The sequence below is a fragment of the Nocardia sp. NPDC049707 genome (assembly GCF_040674855.1).
Classification (GTDB): Bacteria; Actinomycetota; Actinomycetes; order Mycobacteriales; family Mycobacteriaceae; genus Nocardia.
Genome location: NZ_JBFANN010000029.1, coordinates 39640 through 55069 on the forward strand (window position 1 = coordinate 39640; position 15430 = coordinate 55069).

15 protein-coding genes are annotated in these 15430 nt (G+C 65.8%); 8 read left to right on the top strand and 7 right to left on the bottom strand.

Annotated features, from left to right (window positions below; genetic code table 11):
* Window positions 1-71 precede the first annotated feature (71 nt).
* The 3 genes from mshB to typA form a co-directional block, all read right to left on the bottom strand.
* Window positions 72-947: an N-acetyl-1-D-myo-inositol-2-amino-2-deoxy-alpha-D-glucopyranoside deacetylase gene (mshB, locus tag AB0J29_RS24050; protein WP_364790245.1), complete on the bottom strand. Its 876-nt coding sequence runs from the start codon at window positions 945-947 to the stop codon at window positions 72-74.
* Window positions 944-2677: an ABC transporter family substrate-binding protein gene (locus AB0J29_RS24055; RefSeq protein ID WP_364790427.1), complete on the bottom strand. Its 1734-nt coding sequence runs from the start codon at window positions 2675-2677 to the stop codon at window positions 944-946. The genes mshB and AB0J29_RS24055 overlap by 4 nt, the downstream gene beginning before the upstream one ends.
* 140 nt (window positions 2678-2817) lie before the next feature.
* Window positions 2818-4716, bottom strand: a complete 1899-nt coding sequence (gene typA / locus AB0J29_RS24060) for a translational GTPase TypA (protein ID WP_364790248.1) — start codon at window positions 4714-4716, stop codon at window positions 2818-2820.
* Between the two features lie 227 nt (window positions 4717-4943).
* Between typA and AB0J29_RS24065 the strand changes: the two genes are divergently transcribed.
* Both AB0J29_RS24065 and AB0J29_RS24070 read left to right on the top strand, forming a co-directional pair.
* Window positions 4944-5120: a hypothetical protein gene (locus AB0J29_RS24065; RefSeq protein ID WP_364790251.1), complete on the top strand. Its 177-nt coding sequence runs from the start codon at window positions 4944-4946 to the stop codon at window positions 5118-5120.
* A gap of 225 nt (window positions 5121-5345) precedes the next feature.
* Complete coding sequence (locus AB0J29_RS24070; RefSeq protein ID WP_364790254.1) at window positions 5346-5642, top strand: 4a-hydroxytetrahydrobiopterin dehydratase; 297 nt, start codon at window positions 5346-5348, stop codon at window positions 5640-5642.
* Here AB0J29_RS24070 and AB0J29_RS24075 read toward each other — a convergent pair.
* A complete protein-coding gene (locus AB0J29_RS24075; protein ID WP_364790257.1) occupies window positions 5581-6807 on the bottom strand; it encodes a mannosyltransferase in 1227 nt (408 codons plus the stop codon). The two genes, AB0J29_RS24070 and AB0J29_RS24075, sit on opposite strands and share 62 nt — an antisense overlap.
* 441 nt (window positions 6808-7248) lie before the next feature.
* On the opposite strand from AB0J29_RS24075, the gene AB0J29_RS24080 reads away from it, so the two are divergent.
* Entirely contained in the window at window positions 7249-8016 is a 768-nt protein-coding gene (locus AB0J29_RS24080; protein WP_364790260.1) for a hypothetical protein, read from the top strand.
* Window positions 8017-8212: 196 nt separating this feature from the next.
* On the top strand, window positions 8213-8569 hold the full coding sequence (locus AB0J29_RS24085; RefSeq protein WP_364790263.1) for a hypothetical protein: 357 nt from the start codon (window positions 8213-8215) through the stop codon (window positions 8567-8569).
* A 170-nt stretch (window positions 8570-8739) separates the two neighbouring features.
* Here the strand turns inward: AB0J29_RS24085 and AB0J29_RS24090 are convergent, their stop codons facing one another.
* From AB0J29_RS24090 to AB0J29_RS24100, 3 genes are all read right to left on the bottom strand, one after another.
* Window positions 8740-9447: a DUF1906 domain-containing protein gene (locus AB0J29_RS24090; RefSeq protein WP_364790266.1), complete on the bottom strand. Its 708-nt coding sequence runs from the start codon at window positions 9445-9447 to the stop codon at window positions 8740-8742.
* A 182-nt stretch (window positions 9448-9629) separates the two neighbouring features.
* On the bottom strand, window positions 9630-10745 hold the full coding sequence (locus AB0J29_RS24095) for a hypothetical protein (RefSeq protein WP_364790269.1): 1116 nt from the start codon (window positions 10743-10745) through the stop codon (window positions 9630-9632).
* A 249-nt stretch (window positions 10746-10994) separates the two neighbouring features.
* A complete protein-coding gene (locus AB0J29_RS24100) occupies window positions 10995-11600 on the bottom strand; it encodes a CHAP domain-containing protein (RefSeq protein ID WP_364790272.1) in 606 nt (201 codons plus the stop codon).
* Window positions 11601-11838: 238 nt separating this feature from the next.
* Between AB0J29_RS24100 and AB0J29_RS24105 the strand changes: the two genes are divergently transcribed.
* From AB0J29_RS24105 to AB0J29_RS24120, 4 genes are read left to right on the top strand one after another with little or no spacing between them, the layout of a single operon-like run.
* Window positions 11839-12468: an ABC transporter permease gene (locus AB0J29_RS24105; RefSeq protein ID WP_364790275.1), complete on the top strand. Its 630-nt coding sequence runs from the start codon at window positions 11839-11841 to the stop codon at window positions 12466-12468.
* A complete protein-coding gene (locus tag AB0J29_RS24110; protein ID WP_364790278.1) occupies window positions 12461-13654 on the top strand; it encodes an ATP-binding cassette domain-containing protein in 1194 nt (397 codons plus the stop codon). Before AB0J29_RS24105 ends, AB0J29_RS24110 begins: the two co-directional genes overlap by 8 nt.
* The gene (locus tag AB0J29_RS24115; RefSeq protein ID WP_364790281.1) at window positions 13651-14430 is read left to right on the top strand and encodes an ABC transporter permease; all 780 of its coding nucleotides are present in this window, start codon (window positions 13651-13653) and stop codon (window positions 14428-14430) included. Before AB0J29_RS24110 ends, AB0J29_RS24115 begins: the two co-directional genes overlap by 4 nt.
* A complete protein-coding gene (locus AB0J29_RS24120; RefSeq protein ID WP_364790284.1) occupies window positions 14427-15392 on the top strand; it encodes a glycine betaine ABC transporter substrate-binding protein in 966 nt (321 codons plus the stop codon). Before AB0J29_RS24115 ends, AB0J29_RS24120 begins: the two co-directional genes overlap by 4 nt.
* The last annotated feature ends 38 nt before the right edge of the window (window positions 15393-15430 follow it).

Consider the following 15430-nt stretch of genomic DNA (forward strand, 5'->3'; position numbering starts at 1 on the left):
TCCGAAATCACAGAGACGGTACCCGCCGTCGAAAATTGACCCGACAGCAACCCTCAGGCAACGCCGGGAACCTACCTGCCCGCGAACAAATCGTGTTCCCGCCCATCCGGCCCCACCGGACCGCGCGTACCACGGACCAAGACGAAGTGCTCCTCCGGAAGTACCGGCTGCGCAACATTATTGGATAGCGCGAACTCACGCCCCGACGGCGCGACCGTCACCTGCGTGGTATGCGCCCGCAGCGCCGCCCGCTTGGCCGCCAGCGAATCGGATACGTCGATGGTGGTCGTCACCGTATGACTCGGCACGCTCGCGAGTTCGCCCGCGGCCGGCAACCGCCAGCCGCGCGGCAATGCGCCGGGCAACCCTGCCACGGTCCGCCGGGCCAACGCCTCGGTGTGCTGGCGCAACATATCGCCGTCGACGACCGTCCAATAGAACTTCGGGGTGTCCCAGCCCTGCTCGGCTGCCGCGGTCACCGCCGCCGAGGTGACCCAGTGCGCACGAATATGGTCCGGATGCCCGTAGCCGCCGTGTGGGTCGTAGCCGATCACCACCTCGGGCCGCAATTCCAGCACGATCGCGGTCAGCGCTTCCACCGCGGCGGCACCGGAATGCACGAAGGCCCGTGGATGCTGCGCGGCCGTGGTGCCCGCCATACCGGAGTCGCGCCAGCAGCCCGCACCGCCGAGGAAGCGCGGCGGTCCGGCCTTCAGCGCGGCCAGTGCCTTGGTCAGCTCCGCGATCCGGTAGCCACCCAATTGATCGGCGTGCTCGGCGGTCAGCAACGCCCATTCGTCGCCGATCACCTCGCCCTCTTCACCGAGGGTGCAGGTCACCACCGTCACCGGTACGCCGCGGCGGCGGTAGTGCGCGATGGTGCCGCCCGTGGTGATGGACTCGTCGTCCGGGTGCGCGTGCACCAGCAGCAGTCCACCGATCGTCATGGGATCCTGCGCCACATTGCCGCATCACCGAAGATGCCGACCTGAATGGCACCGCTCAACGACGCACCGTCGACGCGCGGTCCGGATGCGGCGACCACATTGTCCTGCACGATCGGCAGCACCGTCGCCAATGACCACAGCCGCGGCTCGGCATCGGCCAGCACCCGACCGACCTCCGCACCGCGCAACGCCTCGTCGATCGAGGGCTGCAGTCCGGGATCGCAGATGCCGGACAGATTACTCGGCGCCGTCTTGGCCGCCTCGATGGCGGCTTGCGAATCCCCATTGCTCGCAGCGGTATCCACCGGCGGGCAGCCGTAGCGTGATGCGAGCACGGTGGCCGGATCCGAACCGGCGACCTCCCAGCCGACAATGGCGTCCACGCCGCTCTCGATGAGTTCCTTGCCGTAGAGGGCGTCCGCCGCGAAACTGCGCACGCTGGCATCGATTCCGGCACTGCGCAATTGGTCCGCGGCGGTATTGGCGACCGCGAGCGCGGTGGCGTCACCGGTCACCGCGCCGATCCGAATCGCCAGTGCCTTACCGTTTTTCGCGATCGAGCGGGGGCGCGGCGCGGGTGAGGTCGGCGACTGCACCGGCGGCGTCTCTGGGGCCCGACCATAACCCGCCTCACCCAGCAGCGCGAACGCCTCCTCCGCGGACGGCCGCGGTGGCGCGGTCGGCGTGTATCTGGGATCCGACGATGTCAGGATCTGCGCGCGCACCGGCTCGACCCAGCCGCCGGTCTGCCCGGCGACGGTGGCCAGCAGCGTCGGATCGAGCAGCGCGGTCACCCCGCGCCGCACCCGCGGATCGCTGAGATCGCCACTGCGGCCATTGATGACGAATTGCAGCTCACGCGACTGCGGCATGATCGCGGTGCGCACCGACGGGATCGCCGCCAACTGCGCCTGGGTCGCGACACCGCCGTGCACCAGTGCCATCTGCGCGTCGCCGGTGCGCAGCGAATCGGCCAGCTGCGCGGGAGTTCCGCCGCGGCGCAACAGAATCTGATCCGGCGCGGCCGGAGTGCCCCAATACCGATCGTTGCGTTCGAGCAGGATCTCGTCGCGCCCACGGTCGGTCGATTTGATGCGGAAATTGCCACCCGACACCGGAACGCCCTCGACCAGGCCGGTGGCGAAACCGCCGGGCTGATCCTTGATCAGATGCGAGGGCAGCAGATTCGTGAACAGCTCACGCCAGGCCGGGTATGGCCCGGTCATCGTGACAGTGACTGTCTTACCGCCGCCCGAGGAGTTGATATCGGCAATGTGCCGATATCCCGCCGGATCGACGACACCCGGCTGGGTGATCATCTGCTGCCACAGGAACCGGAAGTCCTCTGCCGCGATCGGCGCACCATCGGACCAGTTCGCCTGGTTGCGCAGCGTATAGGTGATGGTGAACGGTTCCTGCGCGGTCACCTCGGCCGAGACCATCAGCGCGGTATCCGGCACCCATTCGGTGACGCCGGGCACCGCTGGATTCGGCACCGGCCGAAACGGGCTCGGCAACACCATCGAACTCACCGCGGCGGTGGCCGGTGACTGATCGGAACGCAGATGCGGATTGAACCCGATGCCGATGTCATCGATGGCCACCACGACGGTGTTCTTACCGGGTTTGGCCGGTGTCGTCTTCGGGCTGTCGGTGCTCTCGATCGGGGGCGGCGGGTTCGCGGTGCAGCTGGCGAGCACCACAGTGGAGGCCGCCATGATGATCAGCATCGCGCGTCGTATAGCCCCCGTGCTCACGTGCCGCACTCTACTTGGCCTCGCGCTCGCTCGACCAAATAGCATGCCGCTGGCGCTGTGTCCTCGGTTGACTCGCCGCACTCGCATGAGGTTGCCGGGCAGGCCCATCCCGATTACAGCGCAGCCCGGTCCCGCGCCTTCCGTCGCGACAGTTCGCGCCCGCGTTCGGTGGCGCCGAGGATGACCTTGCGCACCCGCACGATCTCCGGCGTGACCTCGACGCACTCGTCGGCGGCACAGAACTCCATCGCCGCCTCCAGGTCGAGCTGCAGCGGCTTGGCGAGCGTCTCCATCACATCGGCGGTCGAGCTGCGCATATTGGTCAGCTTCTTCTCGCGGGTGACATTGATATCGAGATCCTCGGCGCGCGGGTTGATGCCGACGACCTGCCCCTCGTAGGTATCCGCACCCGGCTCCACGAAGAACTGGCCGCGATCGGCCAGCTGGATCATGGCGAACGGGGTCACCGAGCCCGCGCGGTCGGAGACCAGCGAACCGGTGTGGCGGGCCCGGATCTCACCGGCCCACGGGGCGTAGCCGTGCGAGACCGCATTGGCGATGCCGGTGCCGCGAGTTTCGGTGAGGAAGTCGGTACGGAAGCCGATCAGACCGCGCGAGGGGACGATGAACTCCATCCGCACCCACCCCGCGGCATGGTTGTTCATCTGGACCATCTTGCCCTTGCGGGCGGCCAGCAGCTGGGTGATCGCGCCGAGGTACTCGTCGGGGCAGTCGATGGTCAGCTCTTCGTAAGGTTCGTGCACCTTGCCGTCGACCTGCTTGGTGACCACCTGCGGTTTACCGACGGTCAACTCGAAGCCCTCGCGGCGCATCGTTTCGACCAGGATGGCCAGCGCCAGCTCACCGCGGCCCTGCACCTCCCAGGCATCCGGGCGGCCGATGTCGAGCACCCGCAGCGAGACATTGCCGACCAGCTCGGAGTCCAGCCGCGACTTCACCATGCGAGCGGTCAGCTTGTGGCCCTGCACCCGGCCGACCAGCGGCGAGGTATTGGTGCCGATGGTGACCGAGATAGCGGGCTCGTCGACCGTGATGCGCGGCAGCGCGACGGGATTGTCGATATCGGCGAGGGTGTCGCCGATCATGATGTCCGCGATACCCGCGATCGCGACGATATCTCCGGCCACCGCGACCTCACCGGGCTGCCGCTCGACGCCGATGGTCTGCAGCAGCTCGGTGATCTTGACCTGCTTGACGCCGTCGGCGTGCATCCACGCGACGTTCTGGCCCTTGCGCAGCTCACCGCTGTAGACGCGGACCAGCGCGAGCCGACCGAGGAACGCCGAGGCGTCGAGGTTGGTGACGTGCGCCTGCAGCGGTGCCGTCGGATCGCTCTTGGGCGCCGGGATGTTCTCCAGCAGCACCTCGAACAGCGCGTCCAGATTCTCCGCGTCCGGCGCGCTGCCGTTCTCGGGACGTTCCTTGGATGCCTTGCCTTCACGGCCGGAGGCGTAGAGGACCGGCAGATCCAGCGCGAGCTCGGCGGCCTCGGCGGCCTCGTCGTCCAGATCGGAGGCGAGGTCGAGCAGCAGATCGTGGCTCTCCTCGACGACCTCTTCGATGCGGGCGTCGGGGCGGTCGGTCTTGTTCACCACCAGGATGACCGGCAGCTTCGCGGCCAGCGCCTTGCGCAGCACGAACCGGGTCTGCGGCAGCGGTCCCTCGGACGCGTCGACCAGCAGCACGACACCGTCGACCATGGACAGCCCGCGCTCGACCTCACCACCGAAATCGGCGTGGCCGGGGGTGTCGATGACATTGATCACGGTGACCGAACCGTCCGGGTGGTGCCGGTGCACCGCGGTGTTCTTGGCGAGAATGGTGATGCCCTTCTCGCGCTCCAGGTCACCCGAGTCCATCACGCGATCGACGGGCTCGGCGCGTTCGGCGAACGCGCCGGACTGGCGCAGCATGGCGTCGACCAGCGTCGTCTTACCGTGGTCGACGTGGGCCACGATGGCGACGTTGCGAAAATCGCGTGCAGACGACACGCCTCAATCCTCCTGCTGTTGGTATAGATGCCGGCTGCATCCGAAGTCGGCGTGCTCGAGCCCCTACGTGGTTACGCAGGCTTGCTCCGCTGGGTCCTGACGCTCCCGCCAGGCACCCTGGGAACAGGTGGAGATCGATACTCACCGGGCATTGCGGCCAGGTACACAATACCGGTATCCCGATGGCCTGCAGACCACGCGCCCGGCTAAGGGTATGCTAACTAGCCATGGGCAAGGTCAAGGCGAAGAAGGTCTCCAGCCTGAAACCGAAGAAGAAGTGCTGTCGCAAAAAGACGCGCTGCTTGAAGTGCCCGGTTGTCATCATGCGGATGAAACGCCTGGAAGCCGCCGGTTGCTGCGGCAAGGAACTGAAGAAGGGCCTCCAGAAGGCCCGCGCCGCCTGATCGACGAATTCGCCGCGCCCTCGGATTCAGTGATGGGTTGGCGGCACTCGGGGTACAACTCCGGTATGAGCGAACGCAGTGAGCGAACAAACAACACAGCCGCCCGAGCGGTCATGCTGGAGCTGAGCGCTAGCGAGGCGCCGGCATGAGCGAACGCAGTGAGCGAACAAACAACACAGCCGCCCGAGCGGTCATGCTGGAGCTGAGCGCTAGCGAGGCGCCGGCATGAGCGCTCCGAAACTCACCGAGGCAGAACTCACCGAGGCTTTGACCGAACTGTCGGACTGGACCCGGTCCGGCGACACCATCACCCGCACGATCGAGGCCGAGACCTTTCCCGCAGGCATCGAACTCGTACGTCGGGTCGCCGAAGTCGCCGAGAACGCGAACCATCATCCGGATATCGATATCCGCTGGCGTCGGGTGAGCTTCACCCTCTCGACCCACGACTCCGGCGGACTTACCGCACTGGACGTGTCGCTGGCTCGCGAGATAGATCGGCTTGCGGCGCAATCCGATTGACCGTGCGCCCGGACCAGATCACCCAGGCGAAGAACGCCAGCACGCCGACCACATCGACGGCGCCGAGCCAGGACAGCACCCCCGGTCGCGAAATGGTCCAGATCGACGGCTGGGCGAACGAGAGCACCCACGGCACGCCGACCAGCGTGGTGACGAGCCAATACCCGGCGAGTATCCGGGCCCCCGGCGCCTGCCGCAGCGGCCCGTACACCAGCCACAGCACCGTGGGCAGCAGCCATACGAAATGATGCGACCACGAGATGGGCGAAACCATCAGCCCGAACAGTTGCACGATGATCAGGGTGCCCAGCCGATCGTCGGGACCCAGTGCGCGCCAAGCGAAGAAGGCCAGGACGGCCACCACTACAGCGGCCGCCAGCCACCACGGCCCGGACTGGACGTCGTGGCCGAGTAGACGACTCAGCGCACCACGCAGCGACTGATTCCAGACCGAGCCCACCGGACCGATCCGATCCGCGTCACCGAGCAGCGTGCCGAAGTACCGCTCGGCGTCCTTATGGTTGATCAGAAAGCTGACCCCGACCGTCGCACCGAAAACCACCGCCGACCACGCCGCGGTCCCCCACCGCCGCCGGGCCACGAAATACAGCCCCGAAATCGCCGGTGTCAGTTTGATTCCCGCGATCACACCGATCAGGCCGCCGGACAGCCACCAGCGCGAGCTGCGCACCGCGAGCATGGCCCCGAGCACCAGGAACACATTGACCTGGCCGTAGTCGATGGTGGTCCGCACCGGCTCCATCCACACGCCGATCGCGGTCCACCAGACCACAGCGGTGCGCCACCTCGACTCGCGCATCCGCTCCGCACCGAGGATCAATTCGAAGGCGATCCACACCACCACGTACAGCGCGACGACAATAGCCAGCAGCCAGAGCACCGCGACCAGGGTGAACGGGAAGTAGTGCAGCGGGAAGAAGACCAGCGCCGCGAACGGCGGATAGGTGAACGGCAGCGGGAAGTCCGGGGTCTTCTCGGCGTAGGTGAAGTCGTAGAGGCGGTCGGTCAGCAGGTCCGCCGAACCGCCGACATAGACGTGCAGATCGACGAGGTTCATCCCGTTTTTCGTCAGCAGCATCCACAGCAGCCTGGCCAACACAGACAGACCGAGCACCGGCACAGCCAATCGGAGGCTTCGGTTCAATTCGCAGGCTTTCGAGTCGATTCCGGGAAGGCTGCAACTAGCCTAACCGCCACCGCGAGAGATCCCATCAATCCCCCGGACCGACCCCGGCATGGGCGGTCGAGCCCAGCGGAGGTACCTCGCGCAGCCACGCAAGGCTCCACTCATTCCTTATCGACACACCGTGCGCGGTCGAGCCAGGAGCCGATAGCTTGCGTGGTCACGGCGGGTTCCGAACATCACTGATAACATTTGCATCACCTTTCACTCTGGTAACACAAGACAGCGCTACGGTCTGATAACACTGATCGTCCACGACAGCAATAAGGGCACGGCGGCTGTACAACCAGCACTCCTGTCCCTAGAGTGGCCCCGAAAACGATGGCTTTTTGCATCGCTCCCGTGATGTACCCGAGGTTAAGGACGGCTAGACCAGTGCTTCGCACCCGAGGATCGCGGATCATGATGTCCGCGCTCGCCATCGCGGCGAGCGCTTCGCTCGCCGTGCCGTCGACGGCAGTCGCGGCACCGGCTCCAGCGCCCGTTGCACCGAGGAACGCCATTCCGATGATTCCGGAGGGTGTCCCGACCGATGCGATCGCGTCGCTGGCCCCGGCCATCGTCGGCGCCATCGCCGGGCCGGCCGATGCCAAGCCCATCGCGGATGCCCCGAAGAACGCCATCCTCGATCAGGTCCGCGCGCTGCTCAACGCGCTGAACCTGCCACCGCAGATCAAGTCCACGCTGGAACGGATCATCACGTTCCTGGACGGCAGTGGTGGCGGTGGCCCGGAGGTCCCGCAGAATGGCCCGGCCATCGCGCAGTTCCTCTACCCGAGCATCGGCAAGGGCTGCATCGGCCCCGGCGCCGATTCGGTCGGCACCGCACTCGCCGTTCCCGGCCCGGCCACACTGCCGCCGCCGGGACCACAGGCCGGTCAGGCCGGGTTCGTGTTCACCGCGCTCGGCACCAAGGGGCCGACGCCGGAGCAGAATCCGCCGATGACGGTCCAGTGGCTGAACGTCGACACCCGGCAGTCCGGCATCCAGCCGCTGACCGACGAGGCGAAGATCAACCCGGACGGTCCGGCCACGCTCTCGGCGATCGCCAACACCGGCTCGGGCCGGGTCGTCGCGGTCATCTCCGGTTCGTTGACCACCAAGGCCGATGACGCCGACCCGCGGACCTGCTCGTTCCTGCCGACGCTGGGCTTCTTCACCGTCGCTTAGGCTCCCCCTTCAGGCGCCGGACTCAGGCGCCTGAAGGTAAACGTTGTCGGCTGATGGCAAGAGCGCATGCAGTCGGCCCGTACCCGACGAGTTGCCCATGTGCTGACGAAATCTGCTGTTGCGAAACGTTTCGACGCACGGCGTCGAATCGTTCGGTAACTGCGTAGGCCCCCATGAACTGTGGTAGACCGAACACATGGCGACTGTCGATAGTTCGCGTCGGTCCCGTTCGATCCGGAGCAGGCGTTCGCATCGATCGATCCTGTCCTTACGCTCGGAAGGCTCGATCCTGTCCATTGGCTCGGCCTACTCGATCCTGTCGATCGGCAGTGTGGGTTCGGTGCTGTCCATCGGCGCCGTCGGCTCCTTCGGCTCGGTGATCTCTTCCTTTTCCTTCGGCAGCCTCGGCTCCGCGTTCTCCGGTATCTCCCGCTGGTCCATGTTCTCCTGGCGCGGCGACCACGAGGCCCCCGACAACCGCCCCACCCTCCGCGTCGTCCCCGACGACGAACCCGAGCTCCGCCGCGCCCCCACCTGCCACTGCCAGACTTGACCGCCTCCCCGAATATTCAGGCTGTACCAGTGGGTGCCACTGAAGTTGCGTTCAGGTCCCGCATCGAATACTTGGTCGGATTTTGGGTGTACTCGGCGAATTGCCCACGTTCTTCCGAAATCAGTTGGTCAGTTCCGGCATTCGCCGCAACTACATGACCTCGATGATCGTCACCACTGGCCATACTCGGCGGCGAGGATGTTGTTGACGTCGACGCCGATGCCGTCGATGTCGCGCTGGTCGATCTCGATCTGGTGCAGATGTGCGGCGGGATGTACGAAACCTTTGGGCGTACCCCAATTGTGCTGCCAGTACCAGGAACCCAGGCCCGCAGCCTGCGCCAGTTCGATGGTCGGCGCATTGGCGTAGATGCCGACGTTCTGTTTACCGAGCACCGACTCCCAGCCGAGGAGGTACGGCGCGATCATGGTCGCGAAATCGTTCGCGGACGGATTGTCGTCGATGGAGGCGTAGATCGGCCGGTTCTCCGGACCGCCCGCGGCGAGGTGCAGTTCGAAGCCGCGATCGGCATGCTTCTTGCCCGCCTCCAGGCCACCGCGCCAGTCGGCGGTCGGGCCCTTGCCGAACTGGTAGTTCGACACGATTGTCAGCCCGGCGGCATGCAGTCGATCGACCTCGTCGGCGCGCAGCGGCTTACCTTCCATCCATTCGGCGCCCGGACGGCGATCGGAGACGTAGCGAATGACGCCGAGGTGACCGTCATCCCGGATCGCGCCGGCAGAGGGCACGCCACCCGCGTAGTCGACGAGGGTGCCGAGCACACCCGCCGCCGCAGCGCGGGGCGCGGCGATTCCGAGGGCGGCGACCGCGGCGGTGTAGGCGAACAGCTGGCGGCGGGACACAGAAATGGAACGCATCGCAGGACTCCTTCGCGCAAACCCGACATGGACAGGTAGCAGCGTGCCCGGCGCACCTTCCCCAAGGTTCATTCGCGCGCCGGGAGCCTCGAACGTGCACTCATTTCACCACATTCACATTGGAACCGCCAGACCCACTGGAATCAGAAATTCACACTTGCCACACAGGTAAAGCGTGGGTTCTAGGCGATGCCGTCGATCCGCGCCGCGACATCGATCGTGCGGCCCGAACTATCGCTGAGCACGTCGCGCAGTACCTCGGCCACCCGCACGACGACCTGTTTCCTGATACCGCCCAGCACAGCGAGCGTGGCCGCCCGCATTCCGCGCGCCTTGAACTCGAGCCGCAGGTCATCGGCCGCGGGTGGCGGCACATCGATGACGATCAGCAGCGGGTCGGCCGCACGCGCGGTCAGCGCCAGCGGTATCTCGACCTCAGCGCGATAGTGGTTGGCCTTGAGCACGTCGACGGTGATATCCAGGCTCACCGGCAGGGTCAGATCGAAGGACAGCGGCACGTCCGGCCGCTCCGCCAACTGCGGCACTTGAACATTGCCCTGCACCGTGACCGTCGCAGAGTCACGCGGGCCGGCGCGCAGCGGCCCGACCTCGATGGGACGGCCCGCCATCCGCTCGACGAATTCGAAGACCCGATCGCGGGTCACGATGCGGGAGAAGAACTGATGTCCGAATTCGTCATAGCCGATCCAGTCGAATTCGGCCTGGTCGATGTGCTCGGAACGGACGCCGTTGATGATGGCCTCGACGTCGAAGACCCGGGCGCGCCGCGCCTGCGGTTCGGCGAGTATCGCATTCACCCGATTGGCGACCTCGCGTTGCACCACCCCGGCGATCGGATCGAGCAACCATTCCCAGGCCGATTCGATGGCCTTGGCACGTAGCACGAAGCTGACATCCCGCGAGCCGATCGGCGGGACATCGATGACGATGAGCAGCGGGTCCGCGGTGCGCGCGTGCAGCGTGAGATCGATTTCGGCGACCGCCTCCAGCCGCAACTTCCGCCCGCCGAGCAATACCTTCACCGACATCGTCAGCGGCACGGTGACCTCGAAGGTGATATGCGGGCCGTTGCGCAGAATGACCGGCTTGCCCACCTTGCCCTCGGCCATGAATCCGGCCAAACCCACTGGTCCGAGCGAGAACGGGCCGATGGTGATGCGGTGATCGGTCATCGCGCAGACCGCCGCCTCGATCCGTTCCGCGGTCACCGCGTGGGTGACGAACCGTTCCCCGAACTCGGCAAAGTCGATCCACACGGGATCAGCGGTCTTTTCCACGATTGGCAGCATCAGAGTTTCCGAAACCCTCACCTCTCAACGGACAACCGACACGGTACGCGACGCAGATTTCGGCGAGGTCGGGCCGACATCCCCCACCCAGAGGTCCCTGTCCTGCTGATGAGGGGGTAGCAGGACAGGGACCGAAAGACGGCGCTGCCGGGCGCCGCCCAGTCAATGGTAAGTGCTAGCGGTGGAGCCGCCGACAACGCATAGCCACTAGGGAGATCGGCTGAGGCCCGACACTATTCACAAACGGCCGTATCCGACCACCCCGGGTATCTCCGCCAGTGCGAAACGATGGATCGCGACCTCGCCGAATTCGTTGCCGCCCATGGTCGTCACGGTCCCGTTCGCGGCCGTGAGCACGATATTCGTGTGCTGACCGAAGGGACTTCTCTCGGTGTAGAGCAGGACGTCACCGGTGCGCGGCTGATATCCCGAACCGACCGGTGCGAAGCGACCAGCGCCCTGGTAGTACTCCTGCAGCGTGTACACGCCCGGAATTCGCCACGATCCGGAATTCGGATTGGCCAGTGGCGCACCCGCCTCCTGCAGCACCCAGCTGACGAAATCGGCGCACCACGGTTCGTCCGCACCCTCGGCGTACTTCGGACCGGCGCCCGGTGCCTCGAATTCCCGTTCGAGGACCGCGACAATCCGTCCCTGTGTGTGGTCGAGCCCGGACCTGTCGATCGCGGGAAATGCGGTCAAGCGGTCTCCGGCGATTGCGGGTTGCGCACGATCCTGCCACCAGCGCACCCCGACCACACCGGCCACGAGCAGCGCGACAACCACGAGGCCGAGCAGCATCCACCGATGCCGCCGCCGCTCGACCACCTTGCGCTCCGACATACTCCCCCTCCAAGCCTCGACTCTTGATCATTAGGACGATCGGGCCCGGCCCGAGGTTCCCGCGGATGTAGTTGGGGTTTCAACTGGACGGCTGTGGGGCAGTCTCTCGAAAGCATGGCGGCGGTTGACAATTGCCGCTCGCTGTAGCGCGCGAATCGCATCCCGGTCGAGCGGCCGACGCGATAGTCTCCGATAACACCGGGCGGGAGGTACGGCCCTGGACACACTGTGGACGTTCATGGTGCATCGGCGCGCACAACTGGTCACCGATTCGTACTTGCATGTCTCTGCGGTCGTGCAGTCGTTGTTGCTCGCGACGATCGTTGCCGTGTTGATCGGCGTACTGGTCTACCGGAGCCCGTTCGGCTCCTCGGTGGCGACGGCGCTGGCAAGCGCCATCCTCACCGTCCCGTCGTTCGCGCTGCTCGGGCTGCTGATTCCAGTCCTCGGACTCGGCATCGGCCCGACCATCACCGCGCTGGTGCTCTATGCCCTGCTGCCGATTCTGCGCAACACCATCATCGGGCTCGCCTCGGTGGACCCGGCGATCGTCGACGCCGCGCGCGGGGTCGGCATGAATCGGCTCCGGGTGCTCGCACGCATCGAACTGCCGCTGGCCTGGCCATCGATCCTGACCGGGATGCGGGTCAGCACCCAGATGATCATGGGCATTCTGGCCATCGCCGCCTATGCCAAGGGGCCCGGGCTCGGCAATCTGATCTTCTCCGGCCTGGCCCGGCTCGGTAGTCCGAATGCGGTGCCCCAGGCGCTGGCCGGCACGATCCTGATTGTCGTACTCGCGCTGATCCTCGATGGGATCTTCGTCATCGTCGGGCGTCTCACCACCTCGAGGGGAATACGTGACTGATACCGAAATCCGCGGCGACAGTAGGGCATCGGCGGTATCCGGTGTCGAGATCGTGCTCGACGAAGTCACCAAACACTATCCCGGCCAACGTGATCCGGCCGTCGACCGGGTTTCGCTGACCATCCCGGCGGGCGAAATCGTCGTTCTGGTCGGGCCGTCCGGCTGCGGTAAGACCACCACCATGCGGATGATCAACCGCCTCATCGAACCGACCTCGGGCGCCATCACGATCGGCGGACGCGATGTCTCCGGCGTGAATCCGGACCAATTGCGCAGGGGCATCGGCTATTCCATCCAGCAGGCCGGGTTGTTCCCGCATCTGACGGTCGCGAAGAACGTTGCGACCGTGCCCGGTCTGATCGGCTGGGACCGCAAGCGGGTCGCCGCGCGAACCGACGAAATGCTCGAGCTGGTCGGCCTCGATCCCGATACCTACCGCCACCGCTATCCCAGGCAGCTCTCGGGTGGCCAGCAGCAGCGTGTCGGCGTGGCTCGGGCGCTGGCAGCCGATCCGCCGGTGCTGTTGATGGACGAGCCGTTCGGCGCGGTAGATCCGATCACCCGCGGCCTGCTCCAGGACGAGCTGCTGCGCCTGCAATCCGAACTGGGTAAGACCATCGTGTTCGTCACGCACGACTTCAATGAAGCGGTGAAGCTCGGCGATCGAATCGCGGTGCTGGGCAATCAATCTCGTATTCTGCAGTACGACACCCCTGCGGCGATCCTGGCCGATCCCGCGGATGCGACGGTGGCCGGTTTCGTCGGCGCGGACGCCTCGCTGAAACAGCTCACCCTCACCCGGGTCCGTGATGTCGAACTCGGCAGCTGTCCGACTGCCCTGGAGACAGATTCGGTCGACAGCGTTCGCACCGCGCTGGCCGGACGGGCTTGGCCGTGGGCGCTGATTCTCGACGCGCAGCAGCGGCCGCTACGCTGGGTGTCGAGTGAGCAACTGGCACAGGAAGATTCATTGCGCGAGGTCGGATCTCCGGTCGGTGAGCAGTTGTCGCTGCAGTCGACACTGCAGGATGCGTTGGAGGCCTTGCTCGCCGAGCAGACCGCGACCGCGGTCGTCACCGGTCGACGTGGTGAATACGCCGGATTGATCACGATCGACACGCTTGTCGGCCATCTGTCGGCCCTGCGCGCCACCCATGTAGGCGCGGAGACGGATGCGACGACATGACCACGGCGACCACCGCACCGGCCACGGGATCGCCGACGACACTGCGTCGGGCCGAACGCATTCGGCTGCTCGTCCAGCCCGCACTCGTACTCGTACTCACCGCGGGTGTGCTGGTGTGGGCATTTCGGCGCGATCTCACCGTCACCCAGCAGGCCAGTATCAGCGTATCCAATATCGCGACCGTCACCTGGCAGCATGTGCTGATCACCGCGACGGTCGTGGTGATCGTCATCGCGGTGGCGGTACCGCTGGGCACCCTGCTCACCCGGCCCGGATATCGCCGTCTGGCTCCGCTTTTCGTCGGCATCGCCAATATCGGCGCCGCCGCGCCCGCGATCGGTCTGATCGTGTTGTGCTATCTCGCCACCCGCACCACCGGGTTCTGGATCGGCGTCGCGCCGATCGCGTTCTATTCGCTGCTTCCCGTGCTGCGCAACACGATCCTGGGCTACCAGCAGGTGGATGCCGCGGTCATCGATGCCGGACGCGGCCAGGGCATGTCGGCGCTGACGGTATTGCGCCGCATCGAATTTCCACTGGCCATCCCTTACATCCTCGCCGGCCTGCGCACCTCGCTGGTGCTCGCCGTCGGTACCGCGACGCTGTCGTTCCTGGTGAGCGCGGGTGGTCTCGGCATTCTGATCGATACCGGGTACAAGCTGCGCGATAACGTCACGCTGGTGGTCGGGGCAGTCCTTGCGGTCGCGATGGCACTGCTCGTCGACTGGCTCGGCGCGTTGGCCGAACAATACTTGGGGCCGAGGGGGTTGAAGTGAGGGCGTGGGTGCTGGGCCTGGCCGCAGTATTCATCGTGAGTGCCTGCGGATTACAGTCCGGTAGCGCGGTGCCCCTGCGAGTGGGGCCCGGCAGCATTCGTCCGGTGTCGGAACTCGACGGCGTGTCGATTACCGTGGGCTCCAAAGACTTCACCGAGCAGAACATTCTCGGATATCTCATCGAATTCGCCCTGTCCGCCGCGGGGGCGCAGGTCCGGGATCTGACGAATATCCAGGGCTCCAACAGTGTTCGCGATGCCCAACTGCACGGTCAGATCGATATCTCCTACGAATACACCGGCACCGGGTGGATCAACTATCTCGGCAACGAGACACCCGTTCCGGATGAGGTCGGGCAGTTCGAGGCGGTCCGCGATGCGGACTTGGCCGCACACGGCATCGTATGGACGGATATGGCCCCCATGAACAACACCTACGCGCTGGTGATGAGCGCGGGCACCGCGAAGGAGACCGGTGTTGTCACACTGTCCGACTATGCCCGGCTGATCGCCACCGATCCGGCCGCCGCCGCGACGTGCGTCGGCACCGAATTCAATGTGCGTCAAGACGGTTATCCCGGAATGGCGCGCAAATACGGGATCGATGTCGGCACGGTGCACAAGCAGATCGTCCAGGACGCGGTCGTCTATCAGGCCACCGCCGATGCCAAGCAGTGCCGGTTCGGTTCGGTCGCCGCCACCGACGGCCGGATTCCGGCGCTGGGGCTCGTCTTGTTGCGGGACGATCTGGGCTTCTTCCCGAAATACAATGCGGCACTGGTGATGCGGAAGTCCCTGGCCGAAGCGCATCCACAGATCGCCGACATCATGGCACCGATATCGAAGAAGCTGACCAACGAGACGATCACCGAATTGAATCGCCAGGTCGATGTGGAGGGCCGCGAACCCGCCGAGGTGGCGCGGGATTGGATGGTGGCGGAAGGTTTCGTCACCGCACGCTGACGGAAATGGGTCTGAGCGTGCACTTTTCGCGTGCAGGC